This is a genomic window from Mesorhizobium sp. M1338, assembly GCF_040318045.1.
In the GTDB taxonomy this organism is placed as follows: Bacteria; Pseudomonadota; Alphaproteobacteria; order Rhizobiales; family Rhizobiaceae; genus Mesorhizobium.
The window spans coordinates 96,848-112,519 of the sequence record NZ_JAMYLL010000002.1 but is presented as its reverse complement, the minus strand read 5'-3'; the positions used below and the strand labels follow the sequence as shown (position 1 = coordinate 112,519).

The window sequence follows — 15,672 nt, the reverse complement described above, 5'->3', positions numbered from 1 at the left end:
TCGGCTGCACTGTCCCTGGTAAAGATTGCTTGTGAGTTTTGGAAAACAGACCTGGCTGCCGCCAAGGGCTTTTTCCTTATTTTTTCAATTCACTAGCTGGGATGTCGGGAGGCATTTCAAAACCAATTGCGCGATCTGCGATCGCAACATAGAGCTAAGAGGGCGGAAAGCCAAGGGGCGACTTCAGGTTCTGATTTCCGGAAATCTGGCCTGCTGCAGGATGTGCGCGGCGCCTTCATCGATGTCACGCACGATGGCCGCACGCGCTCGCTCGCCATCCTGGGCCTCGATCGCCGCGACGACTTCCTCGTGATGGTCGATGTCGAGAATGGAGGCGAGGTCATCCTCGAAGCCCATGGCAAGGTTCCTGAGAAACGGGCCGACCTGCATCCAGACGGTCTCGATCAGGAAGATCATCTGCTCGTTGCCGCAATGGCGATAGATCGAGAATTTGAAGTCGTGGTTCTTGCGCAGGTAATCGTCGATATCACCCTTGCGGGCCGCCAGGGTCAGGTCGGTGCAGTGGCGTCGGATCGTCCGCAGATTGTTGCCGTTGATGCGTTTCGTCGCAAGCTCGGTCGCCGAGCCTTCGAGGATCGTGCGCACGGCGGTCAACTGCGCAAACCGTTCGGCCGAAATGACCGGCACTTCGACGCTGCCGTTCGGCATGGGGCTGAGCGCCCGCAACGCCTGAAGTCGCATGAAGGCGCTGCGCACCGGCATGTCGCTGGTGCCGAGTTCCTTGGCGAGCTTGCGTGAAGTCAGCTTCTGGCCCGGCGTGAACTGGCCCGACATCAGCGCCCGCACGAGTTCCAGATAGACTTTCTCATGCAAGGGAACGGTGTCGACGGCGGTCAACCCGAATTGTGTTTTGTCGGCCATTGGCGGGGGGCGCTGCTTCACTCGTTCTGAAATCTACCCTGACGACAACAGCCGCGGACAATCCTGCCTGGCCGATCGCGGCGAGAACGCCAAGTCAGCGATTTATCGACGCATGATAGACGCTTCGATCGTTGCGGCAAGCCGGCTCGTCACCCTGCCGGCGATTGCAGCCAGCAAACTTTTCCAGACACGGTCGCGGTTCTTCCGGCGCTATCGCAACCGCATCGGGATTCGGTCTGGCGTATCGCGCCGGCTCTCGAGCACCTCCACGATTCCGCTGTGCAAAACCGTCATCACAAATCTTGACCTTGCGCGCACTTGCACCTCTGGCCGCTCTCTGGCTTTTTGGGGTACCCATGCGAACGGACTGATTCGCGTCATGCCGCTCGATTGCAATGTTCCCAAGGCAGTCCGACCGAGGGTGGGTCGTGAAGCGCGCGCAATTGGCGAAGGAGAAACAGGCATGGCCGAGTTCAAGAAGCCCGAAATCTCCGAGATGAGACCCAAGATCACCGTCATCGGCATTGGCGGCGGCGGCGGCAATGCCGTCAACAACATGATCGCGGAGCAGCTTCAGGGCACGGAATTCATCGCCGCCAACACCGACGCCCAGGCATTGACCATGTCGAAGGCAACGCGGCTGATCCAGCTTGGCTCTCATGTCACCGAGGGATTGGGCGCCGGATCGCTTCCCGAGATCGGCCGGGCCGCGGCCGAGGAATCGCTCGACGAGATCATGGATCATCTGGCCGGCACGCATATGTGTTTCGTAACCGCCGGAATGGGCGGCGGCACCGGAACCGGTGCTGCTCCCATCATCGCCCAGGCGGCGCGCAAGGCCGGCATCCTGACGGTGGGCGTCGTCACCAAGCCGTTCACCTTCGAAGGCCGGCGCCGCATGCAGATGGCCGAAGAGGGCATCGAGCGGCTGCGCGAGAGCGCCGACACGGTGATCGTCATCCCGAACCAGAACCTGTTCAGGATCGCCGATGCCAAGACCACCTTCGCCGATGCGTTCGTCATCGCCGACCGGGTGCTCTATGCCGGCGTCAGCTGCATCACGGATCTCATCGTCAAGGAAGGCCTGATCAATCTCGACTTCGCCGATGTCAAATCGGTGATGCGCGACATGGGCCGCGCCATGATGGGCACCGGCGAGGCCTCCGGTGAGGGCCGGGCGATGAAGGCGGCGGAAGCCGCGATCGCCAACCCCCTGCTCGACGAAGTGTCGATGAAGGGCGCCAAGGGCGTCCTGGTCTCGATATCAGGCGGCAGGGACATGACCCTGTTCGAGGTCGACGAGGCCGCCACTCGTATCCGCGAAGAGGTCTACGAGGACGCCGACATCATCGTCGGCGCGATCTTCGACAAGAGCATGGAAGGCCGCTTCAGGGTCTCGGTGGTGGCGACAGGCCTCGACCGTGCGTCTGGAGCAGAGGATGGCGCTGCCGGCATCGCCCGGGACCATGCCGGCCAGCCGCCGGCGCGAACGCTTCAGTAGGATCTGCCGCTTCGAGTTGGTCGGACTGCTTGCGGAGCCCTTGTAGCGCTGCGTAGAGGATTTGACGGGCGGGAGGCCTGTTGGCGGTCAAGTTTCATCGTTCGTTTCGATGAACCACCATCAGCACTCGGATTGGCCAAAGCCTCCCCAATGACGAAGCGACTGGTGTTTTCGTCAATCGCAGAGCACGCCCGAACTCCACCGCACCTGATTGGATCGCTTGTCAGCCTGCTTTCGCCAGAAATTTAAAACGTTTGCAATTTTGCGAAAGACAATTACAAACGTTTCAAACTTGTTCGAGGGAGGAGCGATGACGACCCGCGTCATCACGCTCAAGGAGCTTGCGGCTAGCCTCGACCTGTCGATCACGACGGTGTCGCGGGCGCTTGCCGGCCATGAACAGATCGCGCTGAAGACACGCGAGCGTGTCGCGCAAGCGGCGCGTCAGGCGGGCTACGTGCCCAACACCGCGGCGCGCACGCTTGTCTCCGGCCGCAGTGGTTTCGTCGGCCTCGTACTACCGATCCGCGGGCCGAACCTTGTCGATTCTTTCCTTGGCGAATTCGTCACCGGGCTCGGCGAAGGGCTGGTGTCGCACGGCGCCGACCTGATCCTGGCCACCGCGGCCTTCGGCCATTCGGAACTGTCGGTGCTGCGCCATGTCGTCGAATCCGGGCGGGCCGATGGCGTTGTCGTCACGCGTATCGCCGAGGTTGACGAGCGGCTCGCCTATCTGCGCGAGCGTGGCTTTCCATTCGTTGCCCATGGCCGGCTTCTCGACAGCGAGTTCGGCTACAACTGGCTCGATACCGACGGCGCGCACGCCTTCGGCGAGGCTTTCGACATGCTCTACGATCTCGGCCACCGCCATTTCGGCCTGGTGACGATTTCCGAGCTGATGACCTTCCGGCATCTGCGGCAAGACGGCCTTGCCGCAGCCATTGCCCGTCGGGGCGATCCGTCGGTGCGGCTCGACGTGGTGACGGCGCCGCGCTTCGACCATGAGGCCCGCATCCAGGCCGTCAACCGCATGCTGCAGCGGCCTGACAGGCCGACCGCCATCGTCGCTCTGTTCGACGAACTGGCTCTGACCGTGATGGAGGAGGCCGCCCGCGCGGGCCTCGGCGTGCCGCGCGACCTCTCCGTCATCGGTTTCGACAACATTGCCGCTTCGGGCTACGCGCCACCGGGCCTGACCACGTTCGATGCCTCGATCCGCCAATGCGCGCGCGAGATCGCCGACATGCTGCTCACCGTGATCGCCGAGAAGCCCGCCGAGCCGCTGACGCGGCTGATCCGGCCGACGCTGGTTGCGCGCGCAAGCCATGGACCCGCACCGCGGACAACAAGCTGACGCCGAAATGATGGCGCCTATCCAGGGAGGAAGACCGTGATGAAAGCATTGAAGACACTGATCGGCGCCGCGCTGGCGTTAACGATCGCCTCGGGCGGCGCGCAGGCCCAGCAGGTTTTGTTCTGGTCGACGCAGGCGCGTCCGGTCGAGGAAACCCAGAAGATGCGCGACGAGGTGCTGAAAGGTTTTGACGGCCCGGTCGACTATCAGGTCGCCGAGGACGGTCCCTGGCTCACCCGCCTTCAGGCTGAACTGCAGGCCGGCACCGGCACCATCGGCCTGCTGGGTGGGCTGCACGGCGATTTCTCGACGGTCGGAGCGAACCTTGCCGATCTGTCCGGCGTCGATATCGGCGGCGTCAAGGTCAACGAGGCCTACAAGAAGCTCGGCATGCTCGGCACCGGCGAGCAGAAATACCTGCCTTGGATGCAGGCCACCTATTTGATGGCGGCCAACAAGCAGGCCTTGCAATATCTGCCGGCAGGCGTCGATCTCAACACCATCACCTACGATCAGCTTATCGAATGGTCGAAGAACATCGCCGAGAAGACCGGCTCGCCGAAATTCGGCTTTCCCGCCGGTCCCAAGGGGCTCAAGCACCGCTTCTTCGAGGGGTTCCTCTATCCGTCCTACACCGGCTCGATGGTGACCAAGTTCCGTTCACCGGAAGCCGAGGTCGCCTGGAACAAGTTCAGGGAACTCTGGCAGTACACCAACCCGAATTCGACCAACTACGCCTTCATGCAGGAGCCGTTGCTTTCAGGTGAGGTCTGGGTGGCGTTCGACCATGTCGCGCGCCTTGCCGACGCCTTCAACAAGAAGCCGGACGAATTCGTTGCCTTCCCGGCGCCGGCCGGCCCCGCCGGTCGCGGCTTCATGCCTGTCGTGGCTGGCGTCGCCATTCCGAAGACCTCGCCCGACATCGACAAGGCCAAGGCGCTGATCGCCTATATGCTGAAGCCGGAAACCCAGATCGCGACGCTCAAGGCAACCAATTTCTTCCCGGTCGTCGACGTCAAACTGCCAGACGACATGCCGGCCTCGGTGAAGGCCTTCGGCCCGGCGATCGCCACCATGACCGGTGCGCCCGATGCGCTGCCGGCGTTGCTGCCGATGGGGCTCGGCGACCTCGGCGGCAAATTCAACCAGGTCTATACCGACAGTTTCGAGCGCATCGTGCTCGGCGGCGAGGACGTGCATGGCGTGCTCGGCGAAGAAGCAACAGTGCTCAAGGCCCTCATCGACCAGGCCAAGGCGCCATGCTGGGCGCCCGACAAGCCATCCGAGGGGGCTTGCCCAGTAGAATAGGAACCAGAATCCTCCCGAGGGGGCGCCCGGAGTTTGTTGCACTCCGGGCGCCCAGACCCTCACCCACATGGCCGCACCACTTGGCCGCAGCACGCAAAGGACACTGCCATGCACGGCAAGGCTCTGCCATACCTGCTGCTGATGCCGGCGACTGTGTTCCTCTGCATCTTCTTCCTCTATCCGTTCGCGCTGGTCGCCTTCGGGGCGATCACCCGCGACGGCGCCTTCACCCTCGACAATTTCCGCACCATGGCCGGCAGCTGGAAATTCCCGGTCACGGTCCGCAACACGCTGCTGCTGGCAGCCATCGTCGTGCCGATCCAACTGGTCATGGCGCTGCTGATGGCGAGCGTGGTGTCGCGATTGGAAACAGGCCGAAGTGCGGCGCTCTATGTCTTTGCCATCCCGCTCGGCATTTCCGACCTCGCCGCCGGCCTGATCTGGCTCGCCATCTTCGACCAGTCCGGTTTCCTCAACACGCTGCTTTCCAGCCTTGGCGTCGTCGACAAGCCGATCATGTTCCTCGGCTACCAGAGCAAGCTGACCATCTTCATCGCCGTGGCGTTGGCCGAGATCTGGCGGGCCACCGCGATCATGATGGTCATCCTCGTCGCCGGCATGGGCCTGATCCCCAAGGAATATTACGAGGCGGCGGAAGTGTTCGGGGCAAGCCCGTGGCAGCGCTTCCTGCGCATCACGCTGCCATTGCTGCGCCCCAGCCTGCAGACGGCGATCATCCTGCGCGTCATCCTCGCCTTCGAGGTCTTCGCCGTGGTCGCAGCCCTTGGCGGCACCAACCTGCCGGTGCTGATGGGCGAGACCTACAACTGGCAATTCACGCTGCAGGATCGCAATGTCGCCGCCGCCTCGGCGCTGCTCATCCTCGCCATCTCGATCGGCTTCACGCTGTTTTTCCTTAGGGTGCTGCGGGTGCCCAAGGAAGCCCGGATATGAGCGCCCTTGCCGAAGCACCGACTGCCGCGACCGCCGATGCGCGCAAGGCCGGCGACTGGCTGCTGATCGCCACCGCCATCCTGCTTTGCGTCTGGGTGCTGCTGCCGATCTACCTCTTGATCGTCAACGCGCTGTCGTCACCGGATGAGGTCACCGCCTTTCCCAAGCGTTTCTTGCCGTCCTTTGATCTCGGCAGCCTATCCTTCTTCATCGAATTCGCCGGCGTCGCCAGGGCACTGTGGAACTCGGTCCTCGTCGCCACCCTGACGATGATCCTGTCCATCGGCTTCGGCGCTCCGGCCGGCTACGCGCTGTCGCGTTTCGACTTTCCGGGCAAGGAGGCCTTCCGCTTCCTGGTGCTGATGACCCGCGCATTCCCGTTGCCACTGCTGGCATTGCCGCTGGCGGTGATGTTCATCCGCACGGGCCTCGACGACACCGCCATCGGGCTGGCGCTGGTCCATACCACGCTGGCGCTGCCGTTCGCCGTCCTGATCACTTTCTCGCTGTTCTCGGGCATTCCGGTCGAGCTGGAGGAGGCCGCCTGGACGCTCGGCTGCACACGATGGCAGGCCTTTCGCAAGGTCATCCTGCCGTTGGCCCTGCCGGGCATCGCCGCCTCGGCGGTGTTTGCCTTCACCATCTCCTGGAACGAGGTGTTCGCAGCCGCCGTGCTCACCATCGAGAACCGCACGCTGACCGCCTTCCTGCTGCAAAGCCTCGGTGAATCGCCGCTCTATCTCAAATTCGCCGGTGGCGCCGCACTGGTCGTGCCGGCGCTGATCTTCATCTTCGCCGTTCGAAAATACCTGTTCGCCATGTGGGGGATTGCCAACCGATGACGCAGGGCACGGAGAACGCTCATGGCTGAAATCGCGATCAAGGGTGTGGCCAAGCGCTTCGGCGGCTTCACCGCCCTGCATCAGGTCGATCTCGCCATATCAGACCAGGAATTCATGGTGCTGCTCGGCGCCTCGGGCTGCGGCAAGACCACGCTGCTGCGCATCGTCGCCGGGCTGGAGACACCGAGCCAGGGCGAGGTCTGGATCGGCGGCCGCCGCGTCGACCATCTGCCGCCGCGCGACCGCGGCATTGCCATGGTGTTCCAGAACTACGCCGTCTTTCCGCACCTGACCGTGTTCGAGAACATCGCCTTCGGTCTGCGCATGAAGAAATTGCCGCAGGCCGATGTCGAGCGTCGTGTCACCCGCACCGCCGAACTCATGCACATCGAGCAATTGCTGAAACGCTATTCGGGCCAGCTGTCGGGCGGCCAGCGCCAGCGCGTTGCCGTCGCCCGTGCGCTCGCCATGGAGCCCGACGTCATCCTGATGGACGAGCCGCTGTCGAACCTCGACGCGCTGCTGCGGTTGGAGATGCGTGCCGAGCTCAAGGGCGTGCTTGCCGCCTCCAAGACGACCACCATCTATGTCACCCACGATCAGGTCGAGGCGATGAGTCTCGCCGACCGCATCGCCGTCATGCATCAGGGCCGCATCGTCCAGGCCGCGTCGCCGGTCGAGGTCTACCGCAATCCGGCCGCACGTTTCGTCGGCTCCTTCATCGGCAATCCTCCGATGAATTTCATCCCGGCGACCAAGGCCGCGAATGGCGACTGGACCGTTGCCGGACTGACGCTGCCCGGGCCGAAGTTCGACAAGCAGACAATAGAATTCGCCATCCGCCCCGAGGACGTCGATGCCGGCGGCGAGGGTCTGCACGCCACCGTGCGCGTCATCGAGCCGCTCGGCCCGCACACGCTGGTCACCTGCGATGTCGAGGGCGGCCTGTTCCGCGCCATCCTGGACTCGAATGCCGGCGTCCAGGTCGGCGATCACCTGCGGCTCGCGCCCAAACCCGACCGCATCCGCTGGTTCGATCCCGAAACGACCAATGCCCTTTGATACCGAAAGCCCTGAACTGCCATGACCGCTTCCGCCACTAGTGACATCATTGCCCGTGCCATCGAGGTGCTGAAAGAAAACGACCAGGGCGCCTACACCATCCCGACGAAAGGTCTTTATCCGTTCCAGTGGAACTGGGATTCCTGCCTGACCGCGCTCGGCCTCGCTCATTACGACGAGGCCCGCGCCTGGACCGAGATCGAGACCTTGTTCGCGCATCAGTGGCCGGACGGCATGGTGCCGCACATCGTCTTCCACGTCTGGAGCGACGGCTATTTTCCCGGGCCGGAGGTCTGGCGGACCGGCCGCCCGACGGCCACCTCCGGCATCACCCAGCCGGCTGTTGCAGGCTTTGCCATACGCCGCCTGTTCGACCGGGCAAAGGACAAGAAATTGGCTGCGGAGCGGGCCCGCGCGCTGCTGCCGAAGATCGATGCCTGGCACCGCTGGTTTTACGAAAACCGCGACCCAAAAGGTGAGGGGCTGGTCGCCATCATCCATCCCTGGGAGTCCGGGCGCGACAATTCCATCGACTGGGACGATGCCTTCGAGCGTGTGCCGACCGAAGGTGTCGAGCCCTACACGCGCCGCGACATCCTGCATGCCGACCCTGCGCACCGTCCGACACAAGGGCAGTACGACCGCTACATCTGGCTGCTGCAGCTTTTTCGCGGGCTTGGCTGGGACAATGCCAGGCTGCATGACGCCTCGCCATTCCAGGTCGTCGATCCCGGCTTCAACGCCATTTTGATCCGCGCCTCGACCGATCTTGCCGATCTTGCGGAGGCGCTGGGCGAAACCGGGATTGCTCGCGCCAATCGTGCCCGTGCTGAAAAGGGCCTGGCGGCGATGGAGCGGCTGTGGAGCGATGCGCGAGGCCAGTATCTCTGCCTCGACCGCGTCACCGGCAGACTGGTCGACAGCGCCTCCGTCGGCGGCATCCTGCCGGCCTTCGCGGCCATTCCCGGGGCTCGCACCGTAGCGCTGGCCGCAACCGTCGAACGCCTAGCCGCCAAGGCGCGTTACGTCGTGCCGTCGCATGATCCAGACGATCCACGCTTCGACGCCAAGCGCTACTGGCGCGGCCCGGTCTGGCTGGTCGTCAATTACATGATCGCGGACGGCCTTGCCGTCGCTGGTCACGATGACGCGGCGCGGCGCATCACGCAATCCAGCCTGGATCTGATCCAGGAAAGTGGCTTTGCCGAATATTACGATCCGCTCACCGGCGAGCCCCTCGGCGGCGGCCGCTTCACCTGGACGGCGGCGATGGTGATCGAGTTTTTGAGGGGGGCACCTCTCTTGCCTTCTCCCCTTGTGGGAGAAGGTGGATCGGCGCGATAGCGCCGAGACGGATGAGGAGTCTTCCAGCGGAGTGAGGCGTTAATGTTCCCTGGAACACCCCTCATCCGTCGCCTGCGGCGACACCTTCTCCCACAAGGGGAGAAGGGAAGGCCGCGTCAGCCACTCACCCGAACTTCGGATCGAGACTGCCCGACTTGTAGCGCTTGGCCATTTCGGCGACGGGCAGCGGCTTGATCTTCTGCGCGTTGCCGGCGGTGCCGAACTGTTCGAAGCGCTCCTTGCACAGCTTGCGCATGGCGGCCATGGCGGGTGTCAGATATTTGCGCGGATCGAACTCGCTCGGGTTCTCGGTCAGCACCTTGCGGATCGCGCCGGTCAGCGCCATGCGGTTGTCGGTGTCGATGTTGATCTTGCGCACGCCGTGCTTGATGCCGCGCTGGATCTCCTCGACCGGAACGCCCCAGGTCGGCTTCATCTGGCCGCCATATTTGTTGATGATCTCCTGCAGATCCTCCGGCACCGAGGACGAGCCGTGCATGACCAGATGCATGTTCGGCAGGCGGCGGTGGATTTCCTCGATGACGTTCATGGCCAGCACCGCGCCGTCGGGCTTGCGCGAGAATTTGTAGGCGCCATGGCTGGTGCCCATGGCCACCGCCAGCGCATCGACATGGGTATCCCTGGCGAATTCCACCGCCTGTTCGGGATCGGTCAGCAACTGGTCGTGGCTGATGGCGCCTTCGACGCCGTGGCCGTCTTCCTGCTCTCCGCCGCCGCTCTCCAGCGAGCCGAGCACGCCGATCTCGCCTTCGACGGACACGCCGCCCCAATGCGCCATGTCGACGACGCGCTTGGTGATGCCCGAATTGTAGGCGTAGTCGGCCGGCGTCTTGCCGTCTTCCTTCAACGACCCGTCCATCATGACCGAGGTGAAGCCGTACTGGATGGCGGTGACGCAGGTGGCTTCGTTGTTGCCATGGTCGAGGTGCATGCAGACCGGAATGTCGGGGTGGATTTCGACCAGCGCGTCGATCAGCTTGGCCAGCACCACGTCATTGGCATAGGCGCGGGCGCCGCGGCTTGCCTGCAGGATGACCGGCGACTTGGTCTCCTCGGCGGCCTCCATGATGGCGAGGCCCTGTTCCATATTGTTCATGTTGAAAGCGGGCACGCCGTAGCCGTATTCGGCGGCGTGGTCGAGCAATTGTCTCAGTGTTATGCGAGCCACCCAATAGTCTCCCGTATCTGGTTTCAAGCGCAACGTCGCGGGCCAGCCGGTCGCCGGCCGGCCCCTGATGCTTCTGGCCGGATTTCGGGCCAACCGCAACCTTCAGAAGTCTTGTCGATCGCAATTCTTGTTGCAGGGCTGAAATCCGGCCTGTTTGGCGATCCTAGGCCGTGATCAACTCCCGCGCCGCCAGGAGCTGCACGCAGGCATTGGCCGCTTCCTTGCCCTTGACGGTGAAGTGCTCGAAGAAGAAGCGGTGATGCTCGGCGCTGTCGTGGTAGTTGTGCGGGGTGAGCACCGCCGACAGCACCGGCACGCCGGTCGACAGCTGCACGTTCATCATGCCGTCGATCACCGCGCTGGCGACAAACTCATGCCGGTAGATGCCGCCATTGACGACAAAGGCGGTGCCGAGGATCGCGGCATAGCGGCCGGTCCCGGCCAGGGTCTTGGCATGCAGGGGAATTTCATAAGCGCCCGGCACGTCGAAGACATCGACGGCGAAGCGGTCGCCTCCGATGTCAGCCAGTTCCGCCTCGAAGGCCTGTACGCACTGGTCGACGATGTCGGCATGCCAGCGCGCGCGAATGACGGCGATGCGAACAGTTCCGTAGTCTTTATGGGAATGCTGATTCATGGGTCCATCCTTCCGTTTCGAACCAGAATCAGGACGCACGATACGCAATCCGGCCCGCCGAGGCGGTCCATCTTCCGTTCGTTCTCTTCCATCCGGACTCTAACCGTCGGCTCCGGAATCACACCGGATCTGCTGACCTTTCCGAAACCGGAAAGCGCTCGCGGGCTTGGGTCCCGCGCATGACCCCGAAAACCGGAACGGCTTTCGGAAAGGAATCATGCGCAACTAAGAGTCCTTACCGCCGGTGGGGACTTTCACCCCGCCCTGAGAACATTAACGGCTTTGTATGAAAGGGCGGGGCGCTGCTGTCAACCGTGAGAAGGTTGGGCCAAGCCCGTTCGACTACCTCGTGCGCCACGCCGCCGCCGATGCAGCGATCAGCATGAGCAGTGCCGCGACCATCGCGCAGATAGCAAAGCCGAAGTTGGAATAAAGGGGCCCGAAGCTGGTGGTGCCGACGAAGACCGCTAGGTAGGTCACCGCGCTGTTCAAACCCATGATCGTGCCGCGCCGCGACGGATCGAGCGCCGACAGGCGCGTCACCAGGACATTCAATCCGAAATGATTGGCCAGTCCCCAGACCGCCACCATGGTCAAGGTTAGCCCGAAACTGTCGCTCGTCGCGGCCATGGCGACATAGACGACGGCGACCAGAAGATAGGCGAATGGCATGACGCGCCGCGCGCCCAGCCGGTCGATGACACCATCGAGGAGAGCAGCCGTGCCGAAGCCTATGCCATAGGCAAGTGCCGCCAGGCCATTGGCGCTGACCGGCTCTCCCAGCCCGACATGAAGATGGTCGCCGAGATAGCCATAGACACCGTAGAAGGCGGTCATGAAGGCGGCGCAAGCGATCAGAAGCGGCACGATGCCGGGAATGCCGAGCGCTTCCAGCGGGGCGGGCGCCGGCCCGGCCTTCCTGATGTCGCTGAGCGACGTCATTGTAAGCCCCGCCCATGCAAGCATTGCCAGCAACGCGACTGCGGCGAAAACGGCACGCCAATGCACCAGATCGGCAAGCACGGCCGACAGCGAGACGCCGGCCACCATGCTGAGCGTCCATCCGGTCAACACGACGCCGATCGTGCCGCTCTCTCTGCCCGGCGGTGCGATGGCGGCGGCGCTGGCATAGATCGCCGGCATGGCGATACCGGCAGCGATGCCGGCAAGCAACTGTGCCGCGACCAGCATCATCACTGTTGGCGCCACGGCACTTGCGACAAGCGCCAGTGCCAACAGCAACAGTGCGCCCTGCAGCATCCGGCGTGCGCCGAGCCGGTCGATGTAGCGGGCAAGGAACAGGGCGCTTGCGGAGGTGCCGAGGCCGAACGCGGCCGCCGCGATCATCACGGCCGGCACGCTGGTACCGAACGACGCGGCCACGGCTGGGGCTATCGGGCCCAGCACAAGCGAGTTCGAGCCGATGACGGCGATGCATCCGGTCAGCAGGTAAGCAAGCGCCGGGATAGGCGCTCGGACGCTTGGCGCCAGTGATGCAACTTGATCCGCGTTCGACATATTGTCATAATCGCCGTATTTTATTCAGCTGCAATTGGGAAATTCGCTATGGATGAAGAAACAGATGGTATTCCGCGGAACAAGGCAGCGGTCCGCGACCTCGACGCGATCGACCGAAGAATATTAGGCGTCCTGGTCGATGACGCCACGATCAGCTACGCCGAACTGGGCGACCGCGTGGGCTTGTCGCCACCGGCAGCGCATGAGCGGGTCAAACGCCTTCGGCGCAGCGGCGCCATCCGCAACACCGCGGCAATCATCGATCCCAGGGCGGTGAAAAAGCCTTTGCTTGCCTTTGTCCATATCGACACCAAGGGCTGGGGAAAGACCCCGGAACTGATGGCGGTTTCACAGTATCCGGAAGTCGAGGAGATCCATTCGGTTGCCGGCGACAGCTGCATGCTGCTCAAGGTTCGCACCGAGGACACCAGGGCGCTCGAAGGATTGCTGTCGCGCCTTTACGAAACGCCTGGCGTCACCTCGACACGCAGTTATGTGGTGCTGTCGACCTATCTCGAGCGGCCGGTGCAGCCCGGCACCACCACTGAGTGGCCAACGCCAAGGCATATGGCCAAGCCGCTCTACTAGGGGTTCGACGGTCGGCTCTTACCCGCGCTCAGGAAACATCGCCTTCAGGCCCTCGCGCGACGCCTTGGCGACGCCGCGTTCGGTAATCAGCCCGGTCACCAGCCGCGCCGGCGTCACGTCGAAAGCCGGGTTCGCCGCCGGCGTCGTCTCCGGCGAAATGCGGACCTGAGCGATCTCGCCGGCAGCGGTCTTGCCCCAGACCAGCGACACTTCGTCGGCCGAGCGCTGCTCGATCGGGATTTCGGCCAGACCGTCATGCACCGTCCAGTCGATGGTCGGCGACGGCAGCGCGACATAGAACGGCACATCATTGTCGGCGGCGGCGAGTGCCTTGAGATAGGTGCCGATCTTGTTGCAGACATCGCCGTCGGCGGTGGTGCGGTCGGTGCCGACGATGACCATGTCGATCTCGCCGCGCTGCATCAGATGGCCGCCGGCATTGTCGACGATCAGCGTGTGCGGCACGCCGTGGCCGGCCATCTCCCAGGCGGTCAGCTGGGCGCCCTGGTTGCGTGGCCGTGTTTCATCGACATAGACGTGGACCGGAATGCCGGCCTCCGTGGCCAGGTAGATCGGCGCGGTGGCGGTGCCGTAGTCGACGGTGGCCAGCCAGCCGGCATTGCAATGGGTCAGGATGTTGACCGGCTCGCCCTGCTGCTTGCGCGCCGCGATCGCTTTGATGATGGCGAGACCGTTCTCGCCGATCGCGCGGTTGAGCCCGACATCTTCGTCGGCGATTTCTTTGGCGCGGCGATAGGCGGCTTCGGCGCGTTGTTCCGTTGGCAGCGGCTTGAGGAAGCGCCGCATCTCGTCCAGCGCCCAGCGCAGATTGATCGCTGTCGGACGCGTCTCGTGCAACGTCTCCCACGCGGCATCCAGCGCAGCATCGGATGGGTCCGCCGCCATCTGCATGGCGACACCATAGGCTGCGGTTACGCCGATCAACGGCGCGCCGCGCACCCACATGTCGCGGATGGCGGTGGCGATGCCGGCAACCGTGCCGATCGTCTCGATGCGGAAATCATGCGGCAGCCAGCGCTGGTCGATGATCTCCACCGAACGCCCGTCGTCGCTCAACCAGATGGTGCGATAGTGGCGGTCGCCGACGTTCAAATGCTGCTCTCCTGTTCGATCAGCGCGGCCAGTTGGTTGACCTCGTCGATGCTGTGAATCTGGCGTCGGTTGACGGCGATGTGGCGGCCGAATTTCAGCGCCTTTGCTTCACAAATGGCGCGCAGATCCTCATCGGCAATGGTCTCGAAATCGGCATTGTGGGCGAGGCCGAGGATACGCCGGTGCACCTCGATGCCGGCAAAGCCGAGCAGGTCGGTCCAGATCTGGTGCAGTACATGGTCGAGCGCCTGCTCGGCACCGAGCCTGTCGCCCCGATCCTCGAACAGGCTCTTCTGGTAGAGCATACCGGTGCGCTCGGTGCGCCACAGATGCGAGAACTCGGCGCGGAACACCGACCAGGTCTCGACTGTCACCTCGAGCAGATAGGCGCGCATGGCATCGCGCTTGCCCTCCTGCTCGTGGCCGCGCTGCGAGAAGAATGACATCCAGAAATTGGCGAGCAGCATGCCGACATCGAAGGCCATCGGACCGTAGAAGGCGAATTCCGGATCGATCATCCGGGTTTCTGTATCGGTGACCATGATCGAGCCGGAATGCAGGTCGCCATGCAGCAGCGTTTCGGCATTGGCGGCGAAGATGTGCTTCAGCCGCTGCGCCTCGACCTTGAGGTCGCGGTCAGCGCGCAGTTCTGCGACGAGGCCGTCGAGCTGCGGCGAGGTATGCCGGTTCATCTTGGCGTCGAAATAGGGGTCGGAAAACACCAGGTTCTCGGTGATATCGCAGAGTTCGACATTGTCGGCGAACAGCGCCAGGTCCGCCTTGCGGTCCTTGGCCGCCATGTGCAGGTCGGAGCCGCGAAACAGCGTGCGAGCCATGAACAGGCCGATATCTCGGGCAATGTTCGGCAGCTGCCGGCCTTCGATCAGCGCCCGCCGCAGGATGACGTGCGGCGGCGCAAGATATTCCATGATGATCAGCGCCTGGCCTTCATCGAAATGATGGATGGCCGGCACCGATCCGGGCGCGCGTGCTTCTTGCCTTGTCAGCGCATGATATTCGAAGAAGGAGCGCTTCAGCGGCAGCGGCCAGCTGTCGCCGACCAGGCGGACATAGGGCAGGGCCTGCTTGACCACCGCGGCACCGCTGGCGCCTTCGACGATGAACACCAGGTTGAGATTGCCGTCACCGACTTCGCGGACCTTCCAGCGTGTCGTGTCCTTGCCGATCTTCGCGCACAGCGCATCGTTTGTGCGAAGGCGGGCCGCCAAGGTCTCCACCGACAGCGCTTCGAACGGCAATTCTTCAGTCATCGTGATCCTCCCGCATATGCCCTCCGAATATAATTGAGGCATGGCGGCCGGGCCAAGCTAGGAAGCGATCTGGCAATTGTCAATCGTGTTGACAATTGCCGATGTAGCC

At 63.5% G+C, this 15,672-nt stretch carries 14 protein-coding genes and 1 riboswitch; of the genes, 8 read left to right on the top strand and 6 right to left on the bottom strand.

What is annotated here, in order from left to right; translation table 11 throughout:
* Window positions 1-183: 183 nt before the first annotated feature.
* Window positions 184-882: a GntR family transcriptional regulator gene (locus NKH19_RS02495; RefSeq protein ID WP_352981667.1), complete on the bottom strand. Its 699-nt coding sequence runs from the start codon at window positions 880-882 to the stop codon at window positions 184-186.
* 463 nt (window positions 883-1,345) lie between these two features.
* Between NKH19_RS02495 and ftsZ the strand changes: the two genes are divergently transcribed.
* The 7 genes from ftsZ to NKH19_RS02460 all read left to right on the top strand — a co-directional run bounded on the left by ftsZ (window position 1,346) and on the right by NKH19_RS02460 (window position 9,247).
* The gene (gene ftsZ / locus NKH19_RS02490; protein WP_352981666.1) at window positions 1,346-2,383 is read left to right on the top strand and encodes a cell division protein FtsZ; all 1,038 of its coding nucleotides are present in this window, start codon (window positions 1,346-1,348) and stop codon (window positions 2,381-2,383) included.
* A gap of 310 nt (window positions 2,384-2,693) precedes the next feature.
* Entirely contained in the window at window positions 2,694-3,737 is a 1,044-nt protein-coding gene (locus NKH19_RS02485) for a LacI family DNA-binding transcriptional regulator (protein WP_352981665.1), read from the top strand.
* Window positions 3,738-3,776: 39 nt separating this feature from the next.
* Window positions 3,777-5,045 (top strand): ABC transporter substrate-binding protein, encoded by a 1,269-nt coding sequence (locus NKH19_RS02480; protein WP_352981664.1) that lies wholly within the window; start codon window positions 3,777-3,779, stop codon window positions 5,043-5,045.
* A 108-nt stretch (window positions 5,046-5,153) separates the two neighbouring features.
* Complete coding sequence (locus NKH19_RS02475) at window positions 5,154-5,999, top strand: carbohydrate ABC transporter permease (RefSeq protein WP_352981663.1); 846 nt, start codon at window positions 5,154-5,156, stop codon at window positions 5,997-5,999.
* Window positions 5,996-6,841 (top strand): carbohydrate ABC transporter permease, encoded by an 846-nt coding sequence (locus NKH19_RS02470; protein ID WP_352875543.1) that lies wholly within the window; start codon window positions 5,996-5,998, stop codon window positions 6,839-6,841. Before NKH19_RS02475 ends, NKH19_RS02470 begins: the two co-directional genes overlap by 4 nt.
* 21 nt (window positions 6,842-6,862) lie before the next feature.
* Complete coding sequence (locus NKH19_RS02465) at window positions 6,863-7,903, top strand: ABC transporter ATP-binding protein (RefSeq protein WP_352981662.1); 1,041 nt, start codon at window positions 6,863-6,865, stop codon at window positions 7,901-7,903.
* A gap of 21 nt (window positions 7,904-7,924) precedes the next feature.
* Entirely contained in the window at window positions 7,925-9,247 is a 1,323-nt protein-coding gene (locus NKH19_RS02460; protein WP_352981661.1) for an amylo-alpha-1,6-glucosidase, read from the top strand.
* Between the two features lie 124 nt (window positions 9,248-9,371).
* On the opposite strand, the gene fba is transcribed toward NKH19_RS02460, so the two are convergent.
* The 3 genes from fba to NKH19_RS02445 form a co-directional block, all read right to left on the bottom strand.
* Window positions 9,372-10,436 carry a class II fructose-bisphosphate aldolase gene (gene fba / locus NKH19_RS02455; RefSeq protein ID WP_352631487.1) on the bottom strand — a complete coding sequence of 355 codons (1,065 nt, stop codon included), beginning with the start codon at window positions 10,434-10,436 and terminating at the stop codon, window positions 9,372-9,374.
* A 163-nt stretch (window positions 10,437-10,599) separates the two neighbouring features.
* Window positions 10,600-11,073: a 6,7-dimethyl-8-ribityllumazine synthase gene (locus NKH19_RS02450; RefSeq protein ID WP_352981660.1), complete on the bottom strand. Its 474-nt coding sequence runs from the start codon at window positions 11,071-11,073 to the stop codon at window positions 10,600-10,602.
* A gap of 76 nt (window positions 11,074-11,149) precedes the next feature.
* Window positions 11,150-11,349: riboswitch (FMN riboswitch) on the bottom strand.
* Between the two features lie 66 nt (window positions 11,350-11,415).
* Window positions 11,416-12,591 (bottom strand): MFS transporter, encoded by a 1,176-nt coding sequence (locus tag NKH19_RS02445; protein WP_352981659.1) that lies wholly within the window; start codon window positions 12,589-12,591, stop codon window positions 11,416-11,418.
* A 48-nt stretch (window positions 12,592-12,639) separates the two neighbouring features.
* On the opposite strand from NKH19_RS02445, the gene NKH19_RS02440 reads away from it, so the two are divergent.
* Window positions 12,640-13,179: an Lrp/AsnC family transcriptional regulator gene (locus NKH19_RS02440; protein WP_352981658.1), complete on the top strand. Its 540-nt coding sequence runs from the start codon at window positions 12,640-12,642 to the stop codon at window positions 13,177-13,179.
* Between the two features lie 18 nt (window positions 13,180-13,197).
* Here NKH19_RS02440 and mtnA read toward each other — a convergent pair whose 3' ends face one another.
* Entirely contained in the window at window positions 13,198-14,292 is a 1,095-nt protein-coding gene (gene mtnA / locus NKH19_RS02435; RefSeq protein ID WP_352867184.1) for an S-methyl-5-thioribose-1-phosphate isomerase, read from the bottom strand.
* Window positions 14,289-15,563, bottom strand: a complete 1,275-nt coding sequence (gene mtnK, locus NKH19_RS02430) for an S-methyl-5-thioribose kinase (protein ID WP_352867183.1) — start codon at window positions 15,561-15,563, stop codon at window positions 14,289-14,291. The genes mtnA and mtnK overlap by 4 nt, the downstream gene beginning before the upstream one ends.
* Window positions 15,564-15,672: the final 109 nt, after the last annotated feature.

Excerpts from the sequence above, each read along its gene's own strand:
- NKH19_RS02475 (WP_352981663.1), top strand. The coding sequence starts at position 5,154 with ATGCACGGCAAGGCTCTGCCATACCTGCTGCTGATGCCGGCGACTGTG.
- NKH19_RS02450 (WP_352981660.1), bottom strand. The coding sequence starts at position 11,073 with ATGAATCAGCATTCCCATAAAGACTACGGAACTGTTCGCATCGCCGTC.
- NKH19_RS02440 (WP_352981658.1), top strand. The coding sequence starts at position 12,640 with ATGGATGAAGAAACAGATGGTATTCCGCGGAACAAGGCAGCGGTCCGC.
- mtnK (WP_352867183.1), bottom strand. The coding sequence starts at position 15,563 with ATGACTGAAGAATTGCCGTTCGAAGCGCTGTCGGTGGAGACCTTGGCG.
- NKH19_RS02445 (WP_352981659.1), bottom strand. The coding sequence starts at position 12,591 with ATGTCGAACGCGGATCAAGTTGCATCACTGGCGCCAAGCGTCCGAGCG.
- NKH19_RS02485 (WP_352981665.1), top strand. The coding sequence starts at position 2,694 with ATGACGACCCGCGTCATCACGCTCAAGGAGCTTGCGGCTAGCCTCGAC.
- ftsZ (WP_352981666.1), top strand. The coding sequence starts at position 1,346 with ATGGCCGAGTTCAAGAAGCCCGAAATCTCCGAGATGAGACCCAAGATC.
- NKH19_RS02470 (WP_352875543.1), top strand. The coding sequence starts at position 5,996 with ATGAGCGCCCTTGCCGAAGCACCGACTGCCGCGACCGCCGATGCGCGC.
- NKH19_RS02495 (WP_352981667.1), bottom strand. The coding sequence starts at position 882 with ATGGCCGACAAAACACAATTCGGGTTGACCGCCGTCGACACCGTTCCC.
- NKH19_RS02465 (WP_352981662.1), top strand. The coding sequence starts at position 6,863 with ATGGCTGAAATCGCGATCAAGGGTGTGGCCAAGCGCTTCGGCGGCTTC.
- NKH19_RS02460 (WP_352981661.1), top strand. The coding sequence starts at position 7,925 with ATGACCGCTTCCGCCACTAGTGACATCATTGCCCGTGCCATCGAGGTG.
- NKH19_RS02480 (WP_352981664.1), top strand. The coding sequence starts at position 3,777 with ATGAAAGCATTGAAGACACTGATCGGCGCCGCGCTGGCGTTAACGATC.